Origin of the sequence: Pullulanibacillus sp. KACC 23026 (assembly GCF_029094525.1) — a bacterium.
Classification (GTDB): domain Bacteria; phylum Bacillota; class Bacilli; order Bacillales; family Sporolactobacillaceae; genus KACC-23026.
Genome location: NZ_CP119107.1, coordinates 3,415,295 through 3,439,136 on the forward strand (window position 1 = coordinate 3,415,295; position 23,842 = coordinate 3,439,136).

Below are 23,842 nucleotides of genomic sequence, written 5' to 3' on the forward strand. Positions count from 1 at the left end.
TTAAATCTCCTTTTGATTGCCGTATAATCGGGCTTCAAAGGCACGGGCTGTCGGCGTATCAGCTAAACCGCCTTCCGCTGTTTCGCGAAACGCTCTTGGCATCGCCAAACCGATTTTATACATGGCTTCAATTACTTCATCACAAGGGATCGCACTTCTGATTCCAGCAAGTGCCATATCAGCTGCGACAATTGCCTTAGCAGCTCCCATTGCATTTCGTTTCACACATGGAACTTCTACAAGTCCTGCCACAGGGTCACAAATTAAGCCTAACATATTTTTCAGCGCGATGGCCATAGCATCTGCTGATTGGGCCGGTGTTCCTCCAGCAAGTTCTACAACTGCTGCGGCGGCCATCCCCGTCGCAGAGCCTACCTCGGCCTGACAACCTCCTGCAGCCCCTGAAATGGAGGCATTGTTAGCCACGACAAAACCAAAGGCTCCTGAAGTAAATAAAAAGCGGACCATTTGCTCGCGAGTCGCCTTAAGCTTATCTTTTAACCCAAACAAAACACCAGGTACTACGCCCGCTGCGCCTGCTGTCGGTGTAGCACAAATTGTTCCCATTGCCGCATTGACTTCATTGGTTGAGACAGCTTTACTAACAGCATCTAACAGCGTTTCTCCAGCAAGGCTTTTGCCTGATTGAATATATTTCTGCAAAAGGACGGCATCACCGCCTGTTAACCCAGAGTGCGATCTCACGTTTTCATTAATACCTCGTTCTACCGCTTTCTCCATGATGGTTAAATGATGCTCCATTTGATTGTATATAGCTTCTCTTGATCTCCCCGACTCCTCCATTTCTTGCAAAATCATAATCTCAGAAATGGGAAGTTGACGTTCTTCCGCTTGACTTACTAATTCTTTGACCGTTCGAAACATATAAATTTGCCCCCAATCTATCTCTATAGTTAGTCAAGGGTTGCCACATATAACATGTGAGGGGCCTTGCTAACTTCATCTACTACTTTCTGACTTACAGTTTGGTCGGTTTCGATCACCATAAGAGCCGTCTTCCCTTTAACTTTTCGTGATACTTCCATATAAGAAATATTAATTTCGTGTTTGGCAAGTATGGAAGCCACCTCAGCAATGGCCCCAAAGCGATCTTGGTGAGCAATAAAAATAGCGGGCTGATTGCCTGACAAACGAAGATCATACCCGTTTAACTCGATAATTTCAATTTTACCGCCACCAATAGATATACCCACAATTTCAAGTCGATCCTCATCATCCTCAAGAATGAGACGAGCGGTGTTGGGATGATCGGCTTCGATCGTTTCCTCAACAATGTCAATAGACATCCCTTGTTTTTCAGCATCCGAAAGCGCATTCACAATTCTCTCGTCATACGTGTCATAATCAAGCAAACCACCGACCAAAGCCACATCTGTTCCATGACCGCGATACGTTTTGGCAAATGAGCCGTATAAATGAATGATGACTTTCTTAGGCATTCTCCCAAACAAATTACGAGCGACTCGTCCAATTCGAGCCGCACCTGCTGTATGGGAACTTGAAGGCCCAATCATCACCGGTCCTATAATATCAAATACACTCCGATATTTCATTAGATCCCCTCACTTTTTTTGCATTCCTGACACATTTTTTTAACGTTTAAAACCCCATGACGCCTCACTATTGATCCCTTACTAATTTCTATAATATCCGCCTATACGCTTTTCGTCACTTTTTTTAATAAGCCTCGTTAAAAATAAGGAATAGGCGCCTTAAAAACGCCTATTCAACGGATAATAAGAAATCATATATAGGTTGTCCGCCATGGTGCATGTCAATGGTTAAGTCTTCATAGTCCTTCTCAAGCTGCTCTTTCAAATGAGCTTCTTCCTCTGGCGTGACAGATTCTCCGCAAATCATCGTCAAAATTTCATCATCAGGGCCGACCATCTTCTCTAATAACTGGCTTAAGACAGTTAAGCGATTTTGCGAAGTCGAAACAATGGTACCTTCAATTAGACCGATATAATGTCCTTTTTGGATGGCTAATCCATCAACCGTCGTATCGCGAACCGAGCTAGTGATTTGACCTGATTTTACATGTTTCATAGCGTCCGTCATCGCCTTCGCATTGTCAGCAAGTGATCGTCCTGGAGTAAAGGCCATCAAAGCAGATAGCCCTTGAGGAATGGATTTTGTTTCAACAATTTCCACCTTAGCCGCGGCTACTTCAGCTGCCTGTTTGGCCGCCATAACAATATTCCCGTTGTTTGGAAGCACTAATACCTGTGAAGCGCCTGTCTCTTCAATCGCCTTGATTAAATCCTCTGTGCTCGGATTCATGGATTGACCGCCTTCAATCACTCCGGTTGCACCTAAACTTTTAAATAACTGTGCAATCCCAACGGCCGGTACAACCGTGACAACGGCAAATTCAGGCTTAGGTTCATCCTTTGAAGGTTTCGTTGAAAAGTTAACAGGTGTTTCTGAACTTGGCCCCGGCTCATTCGTAATTTCCGCATGCTGTTCACGCATATTATCAATCTTAATTTTAATCATTTCACCAAAGGTCTGAGCAATATTCAGCACCTCTCCAGGTTTCTCAGAGTGAATGTGAACCTTCAGAAGTTCCTCATCCGAAACGACTAATAAAGAATCCCCATAATTAGAAAGTGTTTGTCTGAGTGCCGATTCATCATAGCGGCTTGCTCCTTCAGGAGAGAAACGAACCATGAATTCAGTACAGAAACCAAACACAATATCTTCAGTTTTCATGAAAGAATGGGCACTTTTGTGATGCTCCGCTTTCACTAGATCGTCAAGCTTCTCCGTCTTTTCTTGCGTAACAGAAGGCGGTGCTTCTGCTGACAAAACAGATAAAAAGCCTTGATAAATGACTAAGAGACCTTGTCCGCCTGAATCCACGACTCCTACTTCCTTAAGCAGTGGAAGCATCTCAGGTGTTCTTTGAAGGGTTGCCCTTGCTTCATTCACAACAGCCTTCATAACCACTAGAACATCTTTGGTTTTCTTAGCGGCTAAGAGCCCTGCTTTTGCCGCTTCTCGAGCAACGGTTAGGATCGTTCCTTCCACCGGCTTCATCACCGCTTTATAAGCCGTCTCCACACCGGCTTGAAACGCCTCAGCTAATGTGTTGGCATTTAAGCTGTCCCGTTCATTCTTTAGAACTTGAGAGAACCCTCGAAAGAGCTGTGATAAAATGACCCCAGAATTTCCTCTTGCTCCCATGAGAAGGCCTTTTGCAAATTGCAAACCCGCCTCTCCGATAGTAGAAGAAGGGGAAGCCTTAAGTTCACGCACTCCTGATGCTATGGTTAAAGACATATTTGTTCCTGTATCCCCGTCTGGTACTGGGAACACATTGAGTGCATTAATAGCAGCGGCATGTGCAGCTAAGTTATCTGCCCCCATTTTAAACATGTCTTTTAGCTCTTGAACCTGAATTTTATCTTTGACCACTTTTAACTAGCCTCCTGGTTTACTCGTTCATCATCCTGACGCCTTGAACAAATATATTGATCGCGTCAACATCAATCCCGAGCATCTGATCGAGACTGTATTTAACTTTCGTTTGAACGTTATGAGCGATTTCAGATATTTTCGTCCCATAACTGACAATGATGTACATATCAATTTGATAGCCTTCGGAGGATTCGCGAACGATAACGCCTTTGCTAAAGTTGTCGCGTCCTAATAACTCTGTTAATCCATCTTTTAGCTGATGCTGCGATGCCATGCCGATAATTCCATAACAATCAACAGCAGCCCCGCCTGCAATTTTGCTTACAACATCATTGGTGACGTCTATTTTTCCAAATTCCGTTTTTAATTCGATCGTCACAGCTGCTCGCCCCCTCATCTTTGTACATATAGTCATTCTACACTAAGCGATTTGGTTTTAAAAGACTAGGGCATTCCATGGGAGTCGCTTTCACTTTTTATTAGTATATGAAAATCGAGTTGCCTAAATCGCGATTTAATGCTATTATTTTAAGAGTGTTTGCAATTCACGGCAAGGAGGTTTGACTCATGGGAAAGAAATGTTTTGTAACAGGTAAAACGACTCAATTCGGACAAAATCGTTCATTTGCTGAAAATAAGTCCAAGCGTAAGTTCAAAGCGAACCTACAAAAAGTACGCATTTTAGTTGACGGTAAACCAAAACGCGTTTACGTATCAACAAAAGCACTTAAAGCAGGTTTAGTTGAACGCGTCTAATCGACTTTTACACAAAATAAAAGTTCAGTTTGTTTAGGAATCCTCCTGATCAGCTGGACTTTTATTTTTTTTATGGTTAGAATCATCCAAAACAAAAAAGCACCTGCAAAGGGTGCTTTTTTGTTAACCTTTTTTTACCGAGCCCAAGATTGCTCTTACAAAACCACCTAAGAACCTTGGCAACTTAATCGTATAAAATTTCATAATCCTCCTCCTTGCCTAAAAACCGTTTCTCATCTATAAAACCTATAAGAGACCAATAAGACTTGTTACTAGTATATTCGCCAAATCAAAAAAAGTACCTATTCTCATATTTTTTTGTAAGAGAAGTTGCTTTTACTCCAAGATTAATCGCGGCTTTGCACCAGCAATAAAAGGCCTTCTGTAAACCGTACAGTTCCCTTTGACCCAATAAAATGATTGCTAATACATAGAGACGATCCCCATTTCAATAGATGGTCCGCTAAGTCATATTGGAATCCTGATAAAGTAAGGCCATGAACTGCAGGCGAATAGGCTATAAATGAGACATAGTTATATTCAGGGCGTTTCTCTATAGTATAAGAACCCGGTTTTAAAAGTGTGACGATGTTTTGATGATCCAAAAGAAATAAAGAGGTGGATGTATCAATTGCTTTTATAAGAAGTTGCTGATTCATTAAGGCGTGATCGAGACGTCCCCCAGTCGCTCCGACCAAAAAACACGTCTCTGGTGACTGCTTGAGAACCCAATCGAGGGCAAGTTCCATGTCGGTTGCATCTTTTTCTTTTTTATAAGTGGACAGCGGAATGGCGGCCTCATGAATCCGGCTCAAGTCAGTTGCCGTTATGGAATCAAAATCCCCGAACGCTCGAATAGGTATCAATCCGTTGTTAAGAAGCGTCACGGTCCCCCGATCAACGCCCACCCATAAACAATCTTTCAGAAGAGGATTTGAAAAAGCTGGCAAATAAGCATCTGGACCGCCTGAAAGGATGGCAATATTCATAGGTTAAATCCGCCTTGTAATCAAGTTGGGGAATGCAGAAGCTAAAATAATGACAACGATCAATACCCCAAGCATACTGGGTCCGACATAAGAGCCATTATACAGAAAGGAATAAAGACCTACAGGCTGACCTTTTGGTGCATCGGAAGCATAAAAAAAGATACCGGATAAATAATGACAAATAAATTCAAACACCATTCCGATTACCGTCGCGATTCCGCCAAGCCAAAATGTCGCTGTCCGACCCGCCTTATTAGAAATTCGAATTACACCCGCTGTTCCAACCGCAAAATAAGCTAAGCTGTAATCAAATAAAAATTGGATTGGATTGACAAAATAAGGCTCTAAGATAAAATCAACTGTTCCAAATACAAAGCCAACAAAGAGACCCCATTTTAACCCGTAACGAAGGGCAAAGATCACAATAGGCAGAGCTTTTAAAGAGATCGCTCCCCCGGCCACCCACGGGCCTCCTATCTTCACAAAATTTAACACGACAGATAGGGCGACCATGAGCGCTCCTTCAACTAATATCATTAACCGACTCGATTGTCTCACAACGTTTCCCCCCTTACATAGTATTAACGCTCTAACTTACTCATCTAATAGAAATAACATTAAGATTTCAGATCACTCTTAAACGTTCTTCGTGCAGGCTGCCGCGAACCTGCATCTCTGGAATATCAAACTGATCTTCTCTGTCCTTTCTTCTTGTTGGTTCTAATGGGTCGGGACAACCTCTCCGTTAAGTTGGTCTTCAACAGCGGTCAGTCATCAAAAAAAACCGTATGCCAAAAAAGGGCATACGGTTCTCGCGAATCCAAGACTCATCGTCTAAACGTTTGCCACAATCCCTTCGCAGGCATGATCACTCACAGGTTCGATGGGTCGAAAGTATCACTTTCCTCTCAGCCTTTCAGATAAAGACTCCCCATGTGGTCCTCGTATTCAATTATTTGCCTTTTTCATTATAGCGTTATCCACTAGTCATTGGCAATATTAGTAACGCTTCTTTCGGTTTTGAACTTCTTCAAAAATATTAAGATAGTTTTCATAACGTGAGGAGGCAATCTCCCCACTTTCAAGCGCCTCTTTGACCGCACATTTTGGCTCAGAGCGATGCGTACAGCCGCGGAATTTGCAGGATGCAGAAAATCGGGCTATTTCAGGGAAGCAAGCGCCGATTTCTTCCAGCTCAATATCCGCAAAATCCAATGAGCTAAAACCCGGGGTATCCGCAACTAACCCATTTCCTACGGGGAGGAGCTCCACATGACGAGTCGTGTGCTTTCCTCTGCCAAGAGATTCTGATATCTCGTTCGTCTCAATGCTTAAATTAACGTTCAAAGCATTGAGTAAAGAGGATTTTCCAACACCTGATTGGCCAGCTACAACGGTTGTTTTATTTTCTAAAAAAGGTAAGAGCTCTTTAAGCCCCTCTTCAGTACGGCTAGAGGTCAGAAGAACTGTATAACCGATTGTCTCGTAAACGTCCTTCCAGGCTTTGATTTGCTGCTTGCCTGACTCATTTAATAAATCCAATTTGGTCAAACAGATGATGGGTTGAATCAATCGGGATTCAATTGAAACAAGAAATCGGTCCAATAGTTTACTGTCAAAATCAGGTTCAGCTACTGAGAAGATGAGCAAGGCCTGATCCACATTGGCGATTGGCGGTCGGACCAACTCATTCCGACGCTCCTCAATATCAACGATGGTTCCGTCTGTAAGGCTGGTGGATTCATACGTCACATGATCACCGACAAGCGGGGTTATTTTTTGTTTTCTAAAGAGCCCTCTCCCCCGGCATTGATAAGTCGTCGCCCCATCTCGAACATAATAATATCCGCTTAATGCTTTTATAATAATTCCTTTTGCCATTTAGTCACTCCCACTAGCCTTTTTTTACATCCGAGTATTGAATCGTTTTTTGCTGAACGGTCGTGCCGTCAAGCACTACTGTATAGGTAGCCGAACTGCCCGGATCAATCGTTAACGGCAACGTATAAGTAGTCGCCTTCGAGATCGTTTCATCCTTGAATACTGCATTCTGATTCTTGGCATCCGTGTAGGTAATCACCACATGATGTTCGGTAGGCGTATCACCATTAGTATCCGTGTCCGTATCTGTCCCATCATCCGAGTTGTCGGAAGAGGAGGGGTCGACTGGAATTTGAACGGACGTATTAACAGGCTGCTCTTCTTGGCCTTTAGAAAGGTATACCGTCACTTCCGTATCCTTTGTTACCTTCTGACCAGCTGCCGGGTCTGTGCTGAGTACATCGCCCTTTGCAATACTATCAGAGTAGTCTCCGTCCTGAACGATCACTTGAAGCCCCTCATTCTCAAGCGTCTGTGTCGCCGAATCTTTGGATTGACCGGTGACATCCGGAACACTGACCTTTTCTGGGCCTGTGCTGTAAGTCAACTCCAACACTGTTTCAGAAGGGACAATTTTCGTATTCGGGTCAGGCTTTTGGGTCATGACTTGATCTGCTGGCACCGAATCGGAAGGGACACCTTTCCAAACAATATCTTTATATTGACTGCCTTTAAGTAATTGTTTAACCGTTGAACGATCATAGCCCACATAATCGGCTACTTCTTCCTTTGCGGGTCCCTTACTCACAACGAGGGTAACCGTGGAATTCTCCTTAACGCTCGACCCGCTATTCGGCGATTCATCAACGACAATGCCTGATGGCTTCTGATCATTTTCAACCATTTTCTTTTTGACATACAAATGCTTATCGGTTAGCGTATCAACCGCTTGATCATAGGTTTTCCCAACAACATTTGGAACAGTCACGTCTGGAACAAATAAGAGCTTAGGTAATAAAATGATGGCCAAAACAGCAAGTATCACTATTCCCACTATAATACTTGACCAGATTACAATCTTCTTGCGTTTCCTTTTCTTTTTGGGAACAGGAGTCGAAGTTGCTTCTGGCTGAGCCTTTTTTACTTGTTCAGTCGGTCCTTTATCTTCAAAAGAGGCGATAGGTGGAATCACTTTCGTCGCTTCGGGGTCCTCACCTCCATTTAGTACAAGGGGAGGTTCATCGATTCGATCTGGATTGAGTGCGGTTGTTAACTCTTGATAAATCTCACTCATTCCGTCAAAACGCTCCTCCGGCAGCTTCGCCATCGCTCTAATTATTATGTTTTCCAAACTCTGAGGAATATTTGGATTCAAAACTTTAGGGCGTGTATAATCATCATTTAAATGTTTAAGCGCAACCGTCACAGGGGATTCACCAGGAAATGGAAGTTCCCCTGTCAGCATCTCATACATAACGATCCCAAACGCATAGACATCCGACTTAGCCGTTGCTTTCCCGCCCTTAGCCTGTTCCGGAGATAAGTAATGGGCACTTCCCATAATTGAAGTTGTAAACGTAATCGTTGCTGAACTGATAGCAAGCGCAATACCAAAATCGGTCACTTTCACATTATCTTGGTCATCAATTAATATATTTTGCGGTTTGATATCGCGATGGATAATCCCCTGATTATGGGCATGCTCTAAAGCCGAGGCAATTTGCTTAAGAATATAAACCGCATCACGGGAAGGCAGCGGTCCGAACTGCTTAATATATTCTTTGAGCGTCATGCCGTCAATGAATTCCATTACAATATAGTGAAGATTCTCTTCTTCTCCAATATCATAAATACTGACAATATTAGGGTCGGATAGACTAGCGACCGATTCGGCTTCACGCCTAAATCGGCGAATAAAAGCTTCATCTGAAGAAAAATCACTGCGCAGCACTTTGACCGCCACAAGTCGATCAAGGATGAGATCTTCAGCTTTGTAGACGACTGACATCCCTCCATCCCCAACGCGAGAGATGATTTTATAGCGATCATTAATGCGACGCCCTATCATGGTTGTTCACCGTCCTCATTCATCACTAGCAGGACACTTATATTATCATAGCCACCGGCGTTATTTGCGCATTCAATGAGTTCAGTTGCCTTTTGTTCGATGGAGTGATTCGAGGAAATAATAGACAACAAGGTTGATTTGTCGACAAAATCGGATAAACCATCTGAACACAAAAGCAAGCAGTGATGAGCCTGCCATTCAATCCGCCTGACATCGGCTTCAGTATGTATATCTGTTCCAAGAGCACGAATCAATACATTTTTGCGCGGATGATGATCCGCGTCTTCCTCAGATAATTGTCCTGCCTTTACCAATTGATTGACAAGAGAGTGGTCATCTGTAATCTGTTTGATTGTCTCATGATCTATAACGAGGTAACCTCGACTGTCCCCGACATGTGCAATCGTTAAACAATCGGTTCGGCAAATGGCCATAACCAATGTTGTGCCCATCCCTTTGCATTCGGAATGGGACTCAGCATGGTTATAGATCACTTGGTTAGCCTTCATAGCCGTTTCTTCTAACCATCTCGGATCCTCAGTTGGATCACCTGGATCGTAACTTTCCCAAGCCTCTTTAATGGTTTCTACAGCTAAGGCACTCGCTTCCTCACCTGCCAAATGACCGCCCATTCCATCTGCAATGACTGCGAGGACTGCTTGTTCCTTGACTAGAACAGTGCCGTTATCTTCATTATGATCTCGGACTCTTCCTGGATCTGTTTGAAAGATCACATTCATCTTTAGACACTCCCTCTTGTTAAAAGGTGCCCCATCTTTGGCTACTCACGATCTTGTCACCTTTTAAGTTATGAATCGTCCCCTTTTTTCTATTATAATTCACTATCAATTATAATGGATGATTCTTCTGAAAAAAGTAGGAAACGGCCTTTCCCAGTGTATAAAAGAGACGTAAAACCTTAAAAGTCTTCTAGCAATCTATAGGCTTACGGCTTAAAGGATACGGCTTTTACACACTCGCTCTTAATGAAGAGCTATTAAGCCTTTCTAACTAAACAAGAAATGAAAAATCCATCCCCTTCACTATCTGAAGGCAAAAGCTGAATCCAACCGTTCCGGAGGGCCTCTTCGTTCGCTTCTTTCACTGTAGCTAAACGGTCTGCCAATGTATCATCCCAATCAAATTCGGGATGCTCCGCTAAGAAGGCTTCAACTTGCCGGCTATTTTCCTCCCTGTCTATCGTACACGTACTATAAACGAGTTTACCCCCTGGCTTTACCAGGCTCGCACAACTGCTTAAAATAGCTGCTTGAATAGCGGAAATTTGAGAAATATCGTTCTCAGACTTCGTATATTTGATCTCCGGCTTCCTTCTGATCACACCAAACCCCGTACAAGGCGCATCAATTAAGACGCGATCAAATGAAGCTTCAGGGAAATGGTCGCTCGCGCTTCGAGCATCTAGAGCGGTTGTATGTATGGAGTGAAGGCCTAGCCGATTAGCCTGATCCATAATGAGGCTTGTCTTATGCTTATGTAAATCAAGGGCATGGATCGTGCCTTCATCCTTCATGAGTTCGGCAAGATGAGCGGTTTTGCCTCCAGGACCGGCGCAGGCATCTAATACGAGCATACCCGGCTGAACGTCTAATGCTCGCCCAACCAGCATCGAACTCTCATCTTGAATACTGATAAGCCCTTGTTTAAATACGGGATGGTTAACAACCTTCCCTTTTTTAATGATTAAGGCATCAGGAGAGAGGCTTCCTAAGCCCACTTCCATCCCGTCCTGAATAAGACGTGTCATGACTTCTTCTCTCGTTGTCTTAAGCGGATTGACACGTACACTGACAGAAGCAGGTTCATTATTGGCAGCAAGAATCGCTTCTGCTTTCTCCGTACCAAAATGATCCATCCAGCGCTCTACCAGCCAAAGCGGATGACTGTACTGAACAGAAAGTCTTTCCGGCAAAGGAAGCGATTCATAGCTTGGAACGCCTCTTCTTATCACATTTCTCAGCACTCCGTTTACAAACCCTGCTATCCCTTTGTGCCCGCGCTTTTTCGCAAGGTTAACCGCTTCACTCACGATGGCATGATCAGGAATTCGGTCTAAGTAAACAAGCTGATAAATCGATAAAAACAACAAATAACGAACCCAATCCTCGATTTTTTGATTAGGTTTAACAAAGCCTTTAAGATAAAAATCAAGCGTTAAATCTCTTTGAAGGACACCATAGACAAGCTGAGTCAATAAAGCAGCATCGCGTCCTTCAATCTGATGCTTCTCGATCGTTTGATTAAGTAACAGGGGACTATACGCCTTTTGCTTATGTGTTTGTTCGATTAATTGTAAGGCAAGTCCCCTAATTGTCATCGGTTGCGTTTGCTTCGCCAAAACGGTCGCCTTCTTTCATGTCAGCCCCTAGGAGGTATTGTTGTGCCGTTAAGCGCTTCTTCCCTGCAGGTTGCAGTTCGGTTAATTTCACCGCCGTCTCCCCGGCTGTTTTTACAAGAATCCCATCTTCTTCTAGACCGATGATGACACCTGGTTCACCCGCTGCCGTCCGATTTGATACTTCCGCTCTCCATAGCTTCATGTTTTGGCCTTTATAGACCGTAGAAGCAACTGGAAATGGATTCATACCACGAATTTGATTGACAATTTGTTGAGCTGGTTTCGACCAATCGATCCGTTCATCTTCTCGCTGAATCGTTGGTGCATACGTGACTTGATCCGGGTCTTGGGGGATCGGCGTCAGTTCACCTTTAATTAATTTTGGAAGAGTTTCAGAAAGCAAGGAAGCCCCTGCAAGACTCAGTTTATCATGCATCGTTCCCACGGTATCTTCGGGCCCAATCGCAACGCGTACTTGTGTCAGCATATCCCCTGCGTCAAGGGCTTTTACCATGTACATAATGGTAATCCCAGTCTCATCTTTCCCATCCATAATCGCATGGTGAATCGGAGCGCCACCTCGATACTCTGGGAGCAAAGAAGCGTGTACATTGATACAGCCAAGTTTTGGCTCCTTTAAGAGAGATTCTGGGAGAATCTGTCCATAAGCACACGTTACGATCAGATCCGGCTCATAGTCTAATATGGCCTGGACAGCTTCAGGTGTTCGAACTTTTTCAGGTTGCAGAACAGGAACGCCATATTCTTCTGCCTTTACTTTGACAGGAGGAGGCGTTAAGACCTTTTTCCTTCCCTTTGGCCGGTCGGGCTGCGTAACAACCGCTTTAACCGTATAACCATCTTTAAATAATTGCTCTAGGACCGGAACCGCAAAATCAGGTGTTCCCATAAATACTATATTCATGTCCTCATCCTTTCCTAATTTATGGCCTCTATTCAAGTTAAACACTGTTTTAAGCACCGCTAAGCATTAATCGATAAGTCTTCACCGCCGCATGTTGGTTTTACATGATCGCGTAAGGATTCACATCAATGGTAATGGACAACCCATCCTTCAGATAAGCGTTTTGGTAATGATCTAATAGCCCTTTTAAAGCAGGCATGAGACCCGGTTCGCGCTTATATTTTATCATGCACTGTGACCGATATCTATCTTTGATCCGTGCAACAGCCGGTGCAACCGGGCCTAATATGACAGCTTCTTCTGTCAGATGTTTCTTTAAATAGACGGCCATTTTTTTGGTCGTCTCCTGTGCCTTTACATAAGATTCATGGCTGACTGTAATCAAAGTCAGATAGAAGAATGGTGGATAATCATGCTGTTTTCTGAACATCATCTCTTGAACATAGAACTGATCGTAATCGTGATGCTGGGCTCTGACAATCGAGTAATGTTCTGGATCATAACTTTGGATGATCACTTCCCCTGGGAGCTCGTGCCTTCCAGCTCGTCCACCTACCTGAGTTAATAACTGGAATGTCTTTTCTGCCGAGCGAAAATCAGGGATATGAAGTGTCGTATCCGCCGCTAGGACACCCACAAGTGTCACATAAGGGAAATCGAGCCCTTTTGCGATCATTTGAGTTCCAAGCAGGATATCCGCTTGTCTCGAACCAAACTGTCCAAGAAGTTTCTCATGGGATCCTTTTCGCCGTGTTGTATCAACATCCATGCGAATGACACGTGCTTCTGGTAAGAGCTGTGTAAGGGCCTCTTCTACCTTTTGGGTACCTGAGCCAAAAAAACGAATATGTTCGCTTTGACACTCTGGACAAACTCTTGGGACCGGTAACGAATAATCACAATAGTGACATTTGACTCGCTGTTCTTTCTGATGAAAGGTCAAGGAAATATCGCAATGCGGACATTTCACCACATACCCGCAATCCCGGCATAAAATAAAGGTCGAATAACCTCTTCGATTCAGAAGCAGGACGCTTTGCTCCCCTTTTTGCAACCGATCTTGAAGAGCCTCCAACAAAGGCTTAGAGAAGATAGAACGATTCCCTTCTCTTAATTCCTCTCTCATATCGACAATTCGAACAGGCGGAAGCATACGATTGTTCACTCGTTCTTTCAAAGTTATGAGATGGTACACGCCTTTTTGCGCTCTTGCATAAGACTCAAGAGAAGGCGTCGCACTTCCAAGGATGACCGGGCATTTATGATAACGGCTCCGAAAAACCGCTACATCCTTCGCATGGTACCGAGGAGTCTCTTCTTGCTTATAACTTGTTTCATGCTCTTCATCAATAATGATGACGCCTAGATTTGAAAAGGGAGCAAAAATGGCTGAGCGGGCGCCGACCACAACCCGGACTTCATCCCTTTGGATTTTCCGCCATTCATCAAATTTCTCACCTTGGCTTAGGCCGCTGTGCAAAACGGCAACATCTGAGCCGAAACGCCCCTTAAAACGGTCGACCATTTGCGGCGTTAAAGAGATTTCTGGAACTAAAACAATCGCTTGCTCACCTTTCTTCAACACCTCTTGAATGGTTTGAAGATAAATTTCTGTCTTGCCGCTTCCTGTTACCCCGTGGCAGAGATGAACACGTGCGGTGTCAGTTTCAAGATCCTTTAATATAGGAAGGATGGCCAGCTGCTGTTCGCGAGTGAGCGGCAAAGGCTCCGTTGTTTGGATCTCCTTTTGATAAGGGTCACGAAACACATCGACTTCTTCTTCAACAAGCGCCCCTTTTTCAACGAGTGTCTTAACGGTATTCCGAGTAGCAGAGACAGCTTGCTCCAAATCAGAAAATGAAAAGGAGGCTCCTACTGGCTGACGGAGCATCCATTCAAGCAATTCATGCTGTTTTCGAGCTCTTCCTGTAAGTGAAGCAAGAACCTCGTTTGCTTTTTTAGCTAACAGGTAATGTTTTATCGTTTTGTAGGTACGCTGATCACCTACATGCTGATCCGCGACTAAGATACCTTCTTTAAGCGCTTTTTTTACTTTAGAAAGCGTCTTAGGAGCCACCTTTTGGATGTCCTCCCAAGCCCACAGTTTTTTCTTTCCAAATAACGTCTGTAGTTCTGGCCACTCCTCAAGCGATTGGTCAGACGAAACTCTCAAGGTCTTCTTGTAGCTTGCCTTCATCATGGATGGAAGGATCGCTTGAAAGGCTTGAATCTTATAGCATAATGTCGTACGGGCGAGCCAATCCCCTAAAGCAATTAATTCTTCTCCTAAAACAGGGGCATCGTCAACGATTGAAAGAATGGAACGAAGCTTTCCGAACTCAGAGGCGTCCTTCAATCCAATAACAAACCCTAGAAGCTTTCGCGGTCCAAAAGGAACAATGACCCTCATTCCCGCTTCTAGCAAATCTGACCATTCATCTGGGACAAGATAATCAAAGGGCTTGTCCGTTTGATTGGCAGGAACGTCCACGATGACTTCAGCAATCATGCTTCTTCCCTCTGGTTCAAAAGACGGGCAAGGGCTTTGCATACTTCATAGGCGACGTCATCCTTTGTTCTTTGGGAAACAAGCTCTGAGGTCCCATTTTTGAAGAAAATCGTCACTTCATTTTCGTCAGAGTGAAACCCGATGCCCGATTGGCTGACGTCATTCGCCACAACCGCATCAAGATTCTTTTTGGCTATTTTGGCTAAAGCATTGGTCATAAGATCATTTGTCTCAGCAGCAAATCCAATTAAAACTTGATTTGTTTTTTTGCGCTCTCCCAAGGATTTAAGAATATCAGGATTTTCGACGAGTTCAATCGACCAGTCCGTACTCTCTGCCGTTTTTTTGTATTTTTTCTCCAAGACCTGCTTAGGGCGATAATCGGCGACCGCCGCGGATTTAATAACCGCATCGCAGGCTGCAAACCGTGAATTCGCGGCTTCATACATGTCGGCCGTTGTCACGACTGGAACGAACTCATCAACAGCTGGTGCCTTCAAATCAGTCGGACCGGCTATCAAGGTCACATGCGCCCCTAAGCGCTTAGCCGCTTTTGCGAGTGCATAACCCATTTTTCCGGAAGAGTAATTCGTTATGTAACGCACGGGATCGATAGGCTCGCGTGTTGGACCCGCTGTAATCATTATGCGTTTCCCTCGTAAAAGAGGCGGGTGCTCCTTTGAAAAAAAGTAGTCTTCCATTGATGAAAATAAATCTTCAGGTTCAGGGAGCCGGCCTTTTCCAATCCAACCGCAAGCAAGAAGACCTTCACCCGGCTCAAACACTTCATAACCGAAGGACTTCAAGCGGTTCAGATTGTCCCGTACAGCAGGATGGTCATACATGTTCACATTCATGGCAGGTGCCACCCAAACAGGTGCTTTGGAGGCTAGAATCGTCGTTGTCACCATATCATCAGCTTGTCCGCTTGCTAATTTTGCAATGATATTGGCCGTTGCCGGCGCCACAAGGATTAGATCAGCTTTATCAGCCAGATCAATGTGAGCGATTTGATGAGGAACTTTCTCTGTAAAAGTATCGTCGTAAACCGGATTTCGGGATAAGGCTTGAAAGGTTTGCACCCCGACAAACTCTTTAGCAGCTGATGTCATCAGCACATGAACCGACGCTCCGGCTTTTGTCAGCATGCTTGTTAATGCCGCTGCTTTAAAGGCTGCAATTCCTCCAGCAACCGCTAAAAGGATGGTTTTTCCTCTCATTCTTACACGTCCTTTCTAAGTGAAAACACGTTTTTTTACATGAGTCCTTAAATTTAATGACAGAATTTAGCTGCCCGCCCCCAACCACTGATTAGAAACGTCCTGGTTAAAAGAGCGTAATCGGATGTCCCATTTCTAATTAAAGTGAAAGCAACAACCTCATTTGGTTGTTGCTCAAGTTGGTTCGGGCGACGGTCATCAACCTGTCTATCAGTTTAGCTTTGCGACTATCGATTCATCCATTATTAAGAGTGTTTAATGGTAATAGCCTCTTCACGGATTTCCTCTAGCGCTTTTCCTACTGGCTTATCCGAGAATGGACGCGGGATGAGAACATCGCCTTCTTGCTGAATTTGTCTTGCTCTTTTTGATGAAAGCGTCACAAGTGTATATTTGGAATTGACCTTTTCTAGCAATGAGTCAATAGAAGGATAAAGCATCATGTTATTCATCAACCTCCGTAAGTTGTTTGTATTTTTCAATGACCCGCTCCCTTTTGCAGTGCTCGGCTGTCACAATGGCTTCAATCCGATCACAGGCAAGGGTAACTTGATCATTTTCAACGACATAATCGTAATGAGACATCATCTCAATTTCTTCTTTTGCAATGGAAAGTCTCATGGCAATCGATTCCGCTGTTTCTGTTCCTCTTCCTTCAATGCGGTTTTTAAGTTCGCTTAGAGAAGGCGGGGCAAGAAAGATAAATAAACCCTCAGCGAAATTCTTTTTGACTTGCATGGCCCCTTGAACTTCAATTTCTAATATAACGTCCTGACCGCTTTCCAAAGTATTTTGGACGTAATCAAGGGGAGTGCCATAATAATTACCCGCATATTCTGCCCACTCCAGCAATTGGTTTTGGTCAATCATTTGTTGAAATTCTTCCTTCGTCTTAAAGAAGTATTCCACTCCATGCTGTTCACCTGCTCGAGGCTTGCGTGTTGTCGCAGATATGGAATAATCCAATTGTGATTCCCTGCTTCTAAGTGCCTTACAGACCGTCCCTTTTCCTACGCCGGACGGGCCTGAAAGCACCACTAATAATCCTTTTTCCTTATATCCCATAGGCATGTTTCCCTCCAGCCTTATTCAACTTTCATCAGACTCTTCTTCTTGTTGGACAAGACGGCCTGAAACGGTTTCCGGCTGCACAGAAGATAAAATGACATGATCACTATCCATGACAATAACCGCCCGTGTTCGTCTTCCATATGTCGCATCAATGAGTTTATTTTGATCTCTAGCAATTTTAATGAGCCTTTTAATCGGTTGCGACTCAGGGCTCACAATTGAAATAATTCGATTGGCCGAAGCTATATTGCCAAATCCAATATTGATTAATTTGATCATCCAAACTAGCCTCCTATTAAGGGGTAGACATCCCTGCCTTATTAAACTTGGCATCAGCTTCTCAAGAGAGCTACAGCAAATCTAACACAGTCTATTCTATATTTTGAACTTGTTCGCGAACCTTCTCCAGTTCACTTTTTAACCGGACAACGTCCTGTGTAATTCCTACATCAGGGCTTTTGGACCCCATCGTATTCAGTTCGCGATTCATTTCTTGAATTAAAAAATCGAGCTGTCTGCCGATGGCTCCATCCCTCTCGAGTATCGCTCGAAAATGGTCAATATGGCTGAATAACCGCGTCAGTTCTTCAGAGATATCGGTCTTCTCTGCAAAGATTGCTACCTCGTTGATCAGGCGGTCCTCGTCCGGAGCTCCATGTTCAGATAGTAAATCAAGAATGCGTTTATGCAAGCGTGCTTCATAAGCTTTTGCGATTCGCGGTGCTTCTGCCTTAATTTGAGTTCCTCCCGCTTCAATCACCTGCAGCCGACTGAGAATATCTTCTTTTAAAAAGGTTCCTTCTTTTCTTCTCATAGCGAGCAGTTCTTCACAAGCCCCATTAAGAGACTGATGAATAAGTGCTTCTAATTGGGAGGACTTAGGCGATTGTTCCTTTATCGTCAGCACTTGAGGCAAATCAAGAAAAGCTTTCCAGTTCCCCAAATGTGCTGATTCAGCGTCTCCAAGACGTTTCTGCATTTCAAGGCTCGCTTCACGATATTGATCAAACATATCCCAATTAATTTGCAGCTGCTGCTTCAGGGCTTCGGAACCTTCAATTGTAAAATAAGCAGATAGCTTTCCCCGTTTAAATTGGGCGCTCATACTCCGTTTCAAAGCGTCTTCTAGAGACAACCATTGGTTCGGCAGTGTGATGGAAATATCCAGATAGCGATGGTTGACCGCCTTTACTTCAACCGTCACCTCCCAATTTCCTTCTTGACAGGTTGCCCGTCCATAGCCTGTCATACTATGTACCATTCTATCACATCCGGTCATCATTCTATACGCACGGTCAGGGTTTGAACCCATATCTATCTTATTATAATCATTTTTAAAGGATTTTCAAAAGTAATTTAAAAACACATTCCTATTTTATCACACTCTCCTAAAAACAAGATAACACAAACTACTTATGCTATACTACCCATAGAAAGAGAGGGATGCCCCATGAGTTTCGATGGGATCGTCACCCACGCCATTGTAAGAGAATTGAACGGGCTGCTTAAAACCGGGCGAATTGTTAAAGTCTACCAGCCGCACGATACCGATCTTCTTCTCCACGTTCGAGCAGGAGGAACGACCTATAAATGGTTAATTTCAGCCAGCGCCCAATTTTCACGTACACATTTAACTAAAGAAGCTTTTAATAATCCAAAGGAACCTCCCATGTTCTGCATGGTCCTTCGCAAGCATCTAGAGGGGGCATTTATTGAAAGCATTGAACAAATAGGGTTTGAACGGATTCTTCACGTTCACATAAAAGGTAAAAATGAGATCGGCGACACGGTGCAAAAAAAATTAATCATTGAACTAATGGGTAAGCACAGCAATATCATGTTAGTCGACGGAAAAGAAGGGATGATCTTAGATGCCATAAAAAGGCTGTCTCCTTCGGTTAACCGTTATCGAACTATTTTGCCGGGGCGCCCTTATGTCAATCCACCTGAGCAAGATAAACTTAATCCACTGACGATCGAGCGGGATGACTTGTTAAGAAGACTTGACTTTAATGCGGGTAAGCTTGATCGACAGCTAGTCGAACACGTTGAAGGCTTTTCGCCGCTTTTAGCAAGAGAGGTCTTGTTCCGTGCTGGACTCGGTCACCGTGAAGCCCTTCTCAGCGCTTTTTTTGACCTTCAACAACAGATAAGAGAAAACCGCTTCGAACCGACAATCGTTCAAGTTCCCCAAAAGAAAGAAGCTTTTCATGTGGTGGCTCTTAACCATTTAGGTGGGATATCGGAAACCTATGATTCAGTCAGCGATATGCTGGATTCCTTCTATGCCCTTAAAGCAGAATCGGATGTGGTTAAGCAAAAGACAAGTGACTTAGGTCGATTTGTAGGGAATGAACTTAAGAAAAATGAATCAAAATTACAGAAACTGCGCGAAACGCTGAAAGAGACAGAGGAAGCTTCTACCTATCAATTATACGGGGAACTCCTGACGGCTCACATGCACCAAGTTAAAAAAGGGGATGCTCTGCTTAAGGCGGTCAATTATTATGATCCCGACCAGGCTATCATTGAAATCCCTTTGGACCCTAATAAGACGCCGTCAGACAACGCTCAACGTTTGTTTAAGAAATATAACAAGCTAAAGCACGCTAAACAAGTTGTTCAAGAGCAAATTCAACAGACCGAAGAGGAAATCGTGTACCTTGAACATGTCGCTCAGCAGATTGAATCCGCCTCATTAAGGGATATCGAAGAAATTCGCGAGGAGCTGGAGGAAGGCGGCTATGTTCGAAAGCGTCGTCGTCAGACTAAGGCAAAGCAAGCCAAGCCGGTCATCGAAAGCTATACAGCGGCAGACGGCACCACCATTCTCGTTGGGAAAAATAATAAACAAAATGACTATTTAACCATGCGTTTAGCTGATGAAGACAACGTTTGGCTTCACACAAAAGACATCCCCGGCTCACATGTCGTGATCCGCTCTGATCAGCCGAGTGATGAGACATTGAAGGAAGCCGCAGAGCTTGCAGCCTTTTACAGCAAATCCCGTTATTCAAGCAGCGTCCCCGTTGACTATACGTTTATAAAGCATGTTCGAAAGCCAAATGGGGCAAAGCCAGGATTTGTAATCTATGATCATCAAAAAACGCTCTATGTGACCCCCGATGAACGGACCGTCCATCGGTTGAAAAATAATAACCAATAAAAATAAAATTAGAACGGGCACCCGAGACGCTCTCATAGCGTTCATAGGTGCCCGTTGTTGTTGTTTAGAATAGAGGACCGGTGCGGCCTCTTATCATTTATTGATTTTGAGATTGTTGATTATTATTTTTGTTTTTCGTTCCGGTTACTTTTCCGACTGCGTTTGCTGTCGCATCAACCGTGTTCATAGCAGCACTCTCAGTAGTTTGAAGAGCGCTATGAGCCGTATGAAAGGCAGACCCAGCCGTTTCTTTAAGATTCTCTTTGAAGCTGTTGTTGTTATTATTATTGTTATTATTTTGAGCCACGTCAATTCACCTCCTGACCAAATTAGAATTTGTTTCGATAGTAGTTATTATGCAAAAATCCGCTGACACCTCAGACGTGTCAACGGATTTTTTATATCTCTTCTATTTCATCCACGCATCACTTTGCGGATTTTGGTGCCAAATGCTGAGCTTCTGAAGCTGGGCATCGGTTAATTGACCGTTTTCCTTTGCTTGCTGAGCGAGTTCTTGGAAATCTGTTAAGGTTACAAAAGGAACCTGGGCTTCTTTAAAGTTAACCGTTGCGGTTTCAAGGCCATATGTAAAGATAGCCACTGCACCTAATACCTCTGCCCCTTCTTCACGGATCGCTTCTGCAGCAGACAGCACGCTGCCGCCAGTCGAAATAAGGTCTTCAACGATCACAACCTTTTGACCGGCCTCGATCAAGCCTTCGATCCGCTTTTTCTTACCATGAGATTTGGCAGACCCACGAATATAAGCCATTGGCAAGTCCAGACGCTCGCTTACCCAGGCGGCATGAGGAATGCCTGCTGTTGCTGTCCCGGCAATGACATCGGCATCTGGGTAATGCTCTTGAATAAGCGCCACCATACCATCGGCAATGGCAGCACGTACTCTCGGATAAGAAAGAGTTAACCGATTATCACAATAAATAGGGCTTTTCAGTCCAGATGACCAGGTAAAAGGTTCATCAGGCTTCAGTACAACCGCATTAATTTTTAAAAGATGTCCGGCGATATTTGATTTGAGCTGTGTATTCGTCATTGTTCAGCACTCCATTCTTTGCACACTGTCTCGTAGGCGGCAGCTGGGTTTGCTGCCTTTGTTATACTTCGTCCCACAACAATATAGTCGCTCTCTAAGGCCCTTGCTTTTGAAGGGGTGGCAACCCGCTTTTGATCTTGTACGTCATCTCCCGCCAAGCGAATACCCGGTGTGACTGTAAGAAAATCAGAACGTGTCGCTGTTTTAATCATTTTAGATTCCCAAGCTGAACAAACCACTCCATCCAAACCGCTGAGCTCTGCATGTCTTGCATAAGTCACAATCACTTTGTCCAGCGGCTCTTGAATAAGAAGATCTTTCTCTAAAATAATTTGGTTCGTACTGGTCAGCTGCGTCACTGCAATTAATAGAGGCTTATCGGTATGAGCCGGTGCCCCCGCCTCTAACCCTTCCCTTGCAGCTTCCATCATTGGCCGGCCGCCCGCTGCATGGACATTGACCATATCTACTCCAAGGCGTGCCAGGCCTTTCATAGCCTGCTTCACTGTATTTGGAATATCATGAAGTTTCAAATCGAGAAAGACAAAATAACCGGCTTCCTTCAAATCATGAATGAGGCGCGGCCCTTCTTGATAAAAAAGCTCCATGCCCACCTTGACAGAGGGTTTATATGGTCCCAATTCTTTTAAAAACTGTTTGGTCTTCTCATAGCTTGGGAAATCGAGCGCCACCAAGACTTCTTTTTGTGAAATCACTTGATCAGGTTCAGTCGTTTTCATCCTCGTCTCCCCTTCGTAACTTAAATGACCTTTTGAGCTTCTTTCCAGCTGATGCCGATAAGGTCGTTGATGTCTGTCACACCGCGCTCTTCCATGGCCTGAGGCAAAGCTTCAATTAATTTCGGACAAGCAAATGGATCAACAAAATTAGCGGTCCCAACTGCTACAGCACTGGCTCCTGCCATTAGGAACTCGATAACATCATCAACCGTTTGGATACCTCCCATCCCAATAATTGGAATGCTAACTTGTTGGCTGACTTCATAAATCATCCGAATGGCAACAGGCTTAATCGCCGGCCCGCTTAAGCCTCCTGAACGGTTGGCTAAGATCGGTTGACCTGTCTTCCGATCAAGACGCATGCCAAGAAGTGTATTAATCATAGAGAGTCCATCCGCCCCCGCTGCTTCTATCGCTTTTGCCATGCTGACGATATCCGCAACATTTGGAGACAGCTTAACGTAGACAGGAACCCCCGAGACGTTTTTTACTTTTTCCGTCAAGCGGGCAGCGATATCCGGGTCGGTCCCAAAGGCTATTCCGCCTTCTTTAACATTGGGGCAAGAGATGTTGAGCTCAAGTGCAGATACATGTCCTGTTTGTCCTAACTGACGGGCGACTTCCACATAGTCGTCCTCTGTTGATCCTGCTATATTCGCTAAAATCGGGGTATCACAAAGGGATTTTAGAGTCGGAAGTTCTTTTTCAATAATCTTTTTGACTCCAGGATTCTGCAGGCCAATGGCGTTCAGCATCCCTGCTGTCGTCTCAGCCACTCGAGGTGTTGGGTTGCCAAACCTAGGGTTTAATGTTGCAGCTTTAATCGCCATGCCACCGAGTACGTTTAGATCATAGAAAGCGGCATATTCTTGTCCGAAAGCAAAACAGCCTGATGCCGGCATAATCGGGTTTTTCATCTCTAAACCAGGTAAATGAACGTCAAACTTCATGATAGCACCACCTCACCTGCACGAAATACCGGGCCATCTGTACACACTTTTTTATAAGACGCACCTGTTGAATCCTCTTTTGTATGACAGACACAAGCTAGGCAGGCGCCAATGCCGCAGCCCATTCGCTGCTCAAGTGACAGGTAAACCGGTTGATTCCCATAATCCGCTTCCAGGGCTTTAAGCATTGGGATCGGCCCGCAAGCAAACAGTGTATCAAAGGTAAGCGATTCCTGCTCCATCACGGTGGTAACGAAGCCCTTTGTCCCATGCGTTCCATCTACTGTTGCGATATAGGTTGGACCGAGTGTTTTAAATTCATTTTCATAGAAAACAATGGGCTCAGATTGAAAGCCAAGAACATGGGTTACGGAAACTCCGCGCGCTCTTAACATCTTTGAGAGCAGAAAGAGAGGCGGAACACCTACTCCTCCGCCAACTAATAAAGCATGACCGCCTTCTGGTACTTCATCAACTGGAAAGCCATGACCAAGCGGCCCTAATACATCGACCAAGATTCCAGGCTGAAGCTTGGCTAATGCTTTTGTTCCGTCCCCTTCAGCTCGGTAGATCATCGTGACTTCTTCTCTTTCATGGTTCACATCACATAGACTGATCGGGCGGCGAAGGAGGGGGAAAAGCCCCTCACCGACTTTAATATGAAAAAATTTGCCGGGCTCCTGCACCTCTTTCGCAAGCGAGCCCCTAACGATCAGTTTAAAAATGTCTTTCGCTATTCCTTCATTGCTTACAATCTCCATCAGCTGCGT

25 protein-coding genes and 1 riboswitch are annotated in these 23,842 nt (G+C 44.4%); of the genes, 2 read left to right on the forward strand and 23 right to left on the reverse strand.

Annotated features, from left to right (window positions below; genetic code table 11):
• From sdaAA to PU629_RS15895, 4 genes are all read right to left on the reverse strand, one after another.
• Complete coding sequence (gene sdaAA / locus PU629_RS15880; protein ID WP_275281031.1) at nt 1-885, reverse strand: L-serine ammonia-lyase, iron-sulfur-dependent, subunit alpha; 885 nt, start codon at nt 883-885, stop codon at nt 1-3.
• 29 nt (nt 886-914) lie between these two features.
• A complete protein-coding gene (gene sdaAB / locus PU629_RS15885; RefSeq protein WP_275281032.1) occupies nt 915-1,574 on the reverse strand; it encodes an L-serine ammonia-lyase, iron-sulfur-dependent subunit beta in 660 nt (219 codons plus the stop codon).
• Nucleotides 1,575-1,743: 169 nt separating this feature from the next.
• Nucleotides 1,744-3,402, reverse strand: coding sequence for a DAK2 domain-containing protein (locus PU629_RS15890; protein ID WP_275284457.1), 1,659 nt, complete (start codon nt 3,400-3,402; stop codon nt 1,744-1,746).
• A 58-nt stretch (nt 3,403-3,460) separates the two neighbouring features.
• Nucleotides 3,461-3,823 (reverse strand): Asp23/Gls24 family envelope stress response protein, encoded by a 363-nt coding sequence (locus tag PU629_RS15895; RefSeq protein ID WP_275281033.1) that lies wholly within the window; start codon nt 3,821-3,823, stop codon nt 3,461-3,463.
• Nucleotides 3,824-4,011: 188 nt separating this feature from the next.
• Here PU629_RS15895 and rpmB point away from each other — a divergent pair, with 188 nt between their 5' ends.
• Nucleotides 4,012-4,200, forward strand: coding sequence for a 50S ribosomal protein L28 (rpmB, locus tag PU629_RS15900; protein ID WP_275281034.1), 189 nt, complete (start codon nt 4,012-4,014; stop codon nt 4,198-4,200).
• A 123-nt stretch (nt 4,201-4,323) separates the two neighbouring features.
• Here rpmB and spoVM read toward each other — a convergent pair whose 3' ends face one another.
• The 14 genes from spoVM to PU629_RS15970 form a co-directional block, all read right to left on the reverse strand.
• Complete coding sequence (gene spoVM, locus PU629_RS15905; RefSeq protein WP_275284458.1) at nt 4,324-4,404, reverse strand: stage V sporulation protein SpoVM; 81 nt, start codon at nt 4,402-4,404, stop codon at nt 4,324-4,326.
• A 143-nt stretch (nt 4,405-4,547) separates the two neighbouring features.
• Nucleotides 4,548-5,189, reverse strand: a complete 642-nt coding sequence (locus tag PU629_RS15910) for a thiamine diphosphokinase (RefSeq protein WP_275281036.1) — start codon at nt 5,187-5,189, stop codon at nt 4,548-4,550.
• Nucleotides 5,190-5,192: 3 nt separating this feature from the next.
• On the reverse strand, nt 5,193-5,747 hold the full coding sequence (thiT, locus tag PU629_RS15915) for an energy-coupled thiamine transporter ThiT (RefSeq protein WP_275281037.1): 555 nt from the start codon (nt 5,745-5,747) through the stop codon (nt 5,193-5,195).
• 275 nt (nt 5,748-6,022) lie between these two features.
• Nucleotides 6,023-6,133, reverse strand: a riboswitch (TPP riboswitch).
• A gap of 55 nt (nt 6,134-6,188) precedes the next feature.
• A complete protein-coding gene (rsgA, locus tag PU629_RS15920) occupies nt 6,189-7,070 on the reverse strand; it encodes a ribosome small subunit-dependent GTPase A (protein ID WP_275281038.1) in 882 nt (293 codons plus the stop codon).
• A gap of 13 nt (nt 7,071-7,083) precedes the next feature.
• Complete coding sequence (pknB, locus tag PU629_RS15925) at nt 7,084-9,078, reverse strand: Stk1 family PASTA domain-containing Ser/Thr kinase (RefSeq protein WP_275281039.1); 1,995 nt, start codon at nt 9,076-9,078, stop codon at nt 7,084-7,086.
• Nucleotides 9,075-9,818 (reverse strand): Stp1/IreP family PP2C-type Ser/Thr phosphatase, encoded by a 744-nt coding sequence (locus PU629_RS15930; RefSeq protein WP_275281040.1) that lies wholly within the window; start codon nt 9,816-9,818, stop codon nt 9,075-9,077. Before PU629_RS15930 ends, pknB begins: the two co-directional genes overlap by 4 nt.
• 257 nt (nt 9,819-10,075) lie before the next feature.
• Nucleotides 10,076-11,416, reverse strand: coding sequence for a 16S rRNA (cytosine(967)-C(5))-methyltransferase RsmB (gene rsmB / locus PU629_RS15935; protein WP_275284459.1), 1,341 nt, complete (start codon nt 11,414-11,416; stop codon nt 10,076-10,078).
• On the reverse strand, nt 11,406-12,362 hold the full coding sequence (gene fmt, locus PU629_RS15940; protein ID WP_275281041.1) for a methionyl-tRNA formyltransferase: 957 nt from the start codon (nt 12,360-12,362) through the stop codon (nt 11,406-11,408). The genes rsmB and fmt overlap by 11 nt, the downstream gene beginning before the upstream one ends.
• 100 nt (nt 12,363-12,462) lie before the next feature.
• Entirely contained in the window at nt 12,463-14,871 is a 2,409-nt protein-coding gene (gene priA, locus PU629_RS15945; protein WP_275281042.1) for a primosomal protein N', read from the reverse strand.
• On the reverse strand, nt 14,868-16,091 hold the full coding sequence (coaBC, locus tag PU629_RS15950; RefSeq protein WP_275281043.1) for a bifunctional phosphopantothenoylcysteine decarboxylase/phosphopantothenate--cysteine ligase CoaBC: 1,224 nt from the start codon (nt 16,089-16,091) through the stop codon (nt 14,868-14,870). Before coaBC ends, priA begins: the two co-directional genes overlap by 4 nt.
• A gap of 245 nt (nt 16,092-16,336) precedes the next feature.
• Entirely contained in the window at nt 16,337-16,531 is a 195-nt protein-coding gene (rpoZ, locus tag PU629_RS15955; RefSeq protein WP_275284460.1) for a DNA-directed RNA polymerase subunit omega, read from the reverse strand.
• Nucleotides 16,532-16,535: 4 nt separating this feature from the next.
• A complete protein-coding gene (gene gmk, locus PU629_RS15960; protein ID WP_275284461.1) occupies nt 16,536-17,156 on the reverse strand; it encodes a guanylate kinase in 621 nt (206 codons plus the stop codon).
• Nucleotides 17,157-17,180: 24 nt separating this feature from the next.
• Nucleotides 17,181-17,441 (reverse strand): extracellular matrix/biofilm regulator RemA, encoded by a 261-nt coding sequence (gene remA / locus PU629_RS15965; protein WP_275281044.1) that lies wholly within the window; start codon nt 17,439-17,441, stop codon nt 17,181-17,183.
• Nucleotides 17,442-17,532: 91 nt separating this feature from the next.
• A complete protein-coding gene (locus tag PU629_RS15970) occupies nt 17,533-18,423 on the reverse strand; it encodes a YicC/YloC family endoribonuclease (RefSeq protein WP_275281045.1) in 891 nt (296 codons plus the stop codon).
• A 189-nt stretch (nt 18,424-18,612) separates the two neighbouring features.
• On the opposite strand from PU629_RS15970, the gene PU629_RS15975 reads away from it, so the two are divergent.
• Complete coding sequence (locus PU629_RS15975; protein WP_275281046.1) at nt 18,613-20,328, forward strand: Rqc2 family fibronectin-binding protein; 1,716 nt, start codon at nt 18,613-18,615, stop codon at nt 20,326-20,328.
• A gap of 97 nt (nt 20,329-20,425) precedes the next feature.
• Here PU629_RS15975 and PU629_RS15980 read toward each other — a convergent pair whose 3' ends face one another.
• The 5 genes from PU629_RS15980 to PU629_RS16000 form a co-directional block, all read right to left on the reverse strand.
• Nucleotides 20,426-20,635: a hypothetical protein gene (locus PU629_RS15980; RefSeq protein ID WP_275281047.1), complete on the reverse strand. Its 210-nt coding sequence runs from the start codon at nt 20,633-20,635 to the stop codon at nt 20,426-20,428.
• A gap of 102 nt (nt 20,636-20,737) precedes the next feature.
• Nucleotides 20,738-21,382 carry an orotate phosphoribosyltransferase gene (gene pyrE, locus PU629_RS15985; RefSeq protein WP_275281048.1) on the reverse strand — a complete coding sequence of 215 codons (645 nt, stop codon included), beginning with the start codon at nt 21,380-21,382 and terminating at the stop codon, nt 20,738-20,740.
• Entirely contained in the window at nt 21,379-22,122 is a 744-nt protein-coding gene (pyrF, locus tag PU629_RS15990; protein ID WP_275281049.1) for an orotidine-5'-phosphate decarboxylase, read from the reverse strand. The genes pyrE and pyrF overlap by 4 nt, the downstream gene beginning before the upstream one ends.
• Nucleotides 22,123-22,142: 20 nt before the next feature.
• Nucleotides 22,143-23,072 (reverse strand): dihydroorotate dehydrogenase, encoded by a 930-nt coding sequence (locus PU629_RS15995; protein ID WP_275281050.1) that lies wholly within the window; start codon nt 23,070-23,072, stop codon nt 22,143-22,145.
• The gene (locus PU629_RS16000; protein WP_275284462.1) at nt 23,069-23,833 is read right to left on the reverse strand and encodes a dihydroorotate dehydrogenase electron transfer subunit; all 765 of its coding nucleotides are present in this window, start codon (nt 23,831-23,833) and stop codon (nt 23,069-23,071) included. The genes PU629_RS15995 and PU629_RS16000 overlap by 4 nt, the downstream gene beginning before the upstream one ends.
• Nucleotides 23,834-23,842 lie beyond the last annotated feature (9 nt).

What these genes read in the sequence shown, in the direction of transcription:
- rpmB (WP_275281034.1), top strand. Translation starts at nt 4,012, where the DNA reads ATGGGAAAGAAATGTTTTGTAACAGGTAAAACGACTCAATTCGGACAA.
- pknB (WP_275281039.1), bottom strand. Translation starts at nt 9,078, where the DNA reads ATGATAGGGCGTCGCATTAATGATCGCTATAAAATCATCTCTCGCGTT.
- spoVM (WP_275284458.1), bottom strand. Translation starts at nt 4,404, where the DNA reads ATGAAATTTTATACGATTAAGTTGCCAAGGTTCTTAGGTGGTTTTGTA.
- priA (WP_275281042.1), bottom strand. Translation starts at nt 14,871, where the DNA reads ATGATTGCTGAAGTCATCGTGGACGTTCCTGCCAATCAAACGGACAAG.
- rpoZ (WP_275284460.1), bottom strand. Translation starts at nt 16,531, where the DNA reads ATGCTTTATCCTTCTATTGACTCATTGCTAGAAAAGGTCAATTCCAAA.
- pyrF (WP_275281049.1), bottom strand. Translation starts at nt 22,122, where the DNA reads ATGAAAACGACTGAACCTGATCAAGTGATTTCACAAAAAGAAGTCTTG.
- PU629_RS15890 (WP_275284457.1), bottom strand. Translation starts at nt 3,402, where the DNA reads ATGTTTAAAATGGGGGCAGATAACTTAGCTGCACATGCCGCTGCTATT.
- fmt (WP_275281041.1), bottom strand. Translation starts at nt 12,362, where the DNA reads ATGAATATAGTATTTATGGGAACACCTGATTTTGCGGTTCCGGTCCTA.
- sdaAA (WP_275281031.1), bottom strand. Translation starts at nt 885, where the DNA reads ATGTTTCGAACGGTCAAAGAATTAGTAAGTCAAGCGGAAGAACGTCAA.
- PU629_RS16000 (WP_275284462.1), bottom strand. Translation starts at nt 23,833, where the DNA reads ATGGAGATTGTAAGCAATGAAGGAATAGCGAAAGACATTTTTAAACTG.
- coaBC (WP_275281043.1), bottom strand. Translation starts at nt 16,091, where the DNA reads ATGAGAGGAAAAACCATCCTTTTAGCGGTTGCTGGAGGAATTGCAGCC.
- pyrE (WP_275281048.1), bottom strand. Translation starts at nt 21,382, where the DNA reads ATGACGAATACACAGCTCAAATCAAATATCGCCGGACATCTTTTAAAA.
- gmk (WP_275284461.1), bottom strand. Translation starts at nt 17,156, where the DNA reads ATGGGATATAAGGAAAAAGGATTATTAGTGGTGCTTTCAGGCCCGTCC.
- PU629_RS15930 (WP_275281040.1), bottom strand. Translation starts at nt 9,818, where the DNA reads ATGAATGTGATCTTTCAAACAGATCCAGGAAGAGTCCGAGATCATAAT.
- remA (WP_275281044.1), bottom strand. Translation starts at nt 17,441, where the DNA reads ATGATCAAATTAATCAATATTGGATTTGGCAATATAGCTTCGGCCAAT.
- PU629_RS15975 (WP_275281046.1), top strand. Translation starts at nt 18,613, where the DNA reads ATGAGTTTCGATGGGATCGTCACCCACGCCATTGTAAGAGAATTGAAC.
- PU629_RS15970 (WP_275281045.1), bottom strand. Translation starts at nt 18,423, where the DNA reads ATGGTACATAGTATGACAGGCTATGGACGGGCAACCTGTCAAGAAGGA.
- PU629_RS15910 (WP_275281036.1), bottom strand. Translation starts at nt 5,189, where the DNA reads ATGAATATTGCCATCCTTTCAGGCGGTCCAGATGCTTATTTGCCAGCT.
- rsgA (WP_275281038.1), bottom strand. Translation starts at nt 7,070, where the DNA reads ATGGCAAAAGGAATTATTATAAAAGCATTAAGCGGATATTATTATGTT.
- PU629_RS15995 (WP_275281050.1), bottom strand. Translation starts at nt 23,072, where the DNA reads ATGAAGTTTGACGTTCATTTACCTGGTTTAGAGATGAAAAACCCGATT.
- rsmB (WP_275284459.1), bottom strand. Translation starts at nt 11,416, where the DNA reads ATGACAATTAGGGGACTTGCCTTACAATTAATCGAACAAACACATAAG.
- sdaAB (WP_275281032.1), bottom strand. Translation starts at nt 1,574, where the DNA reads ATGAAATATCGGAGTGTATTTGATATTATAGGACCGGTGATGATTGGG.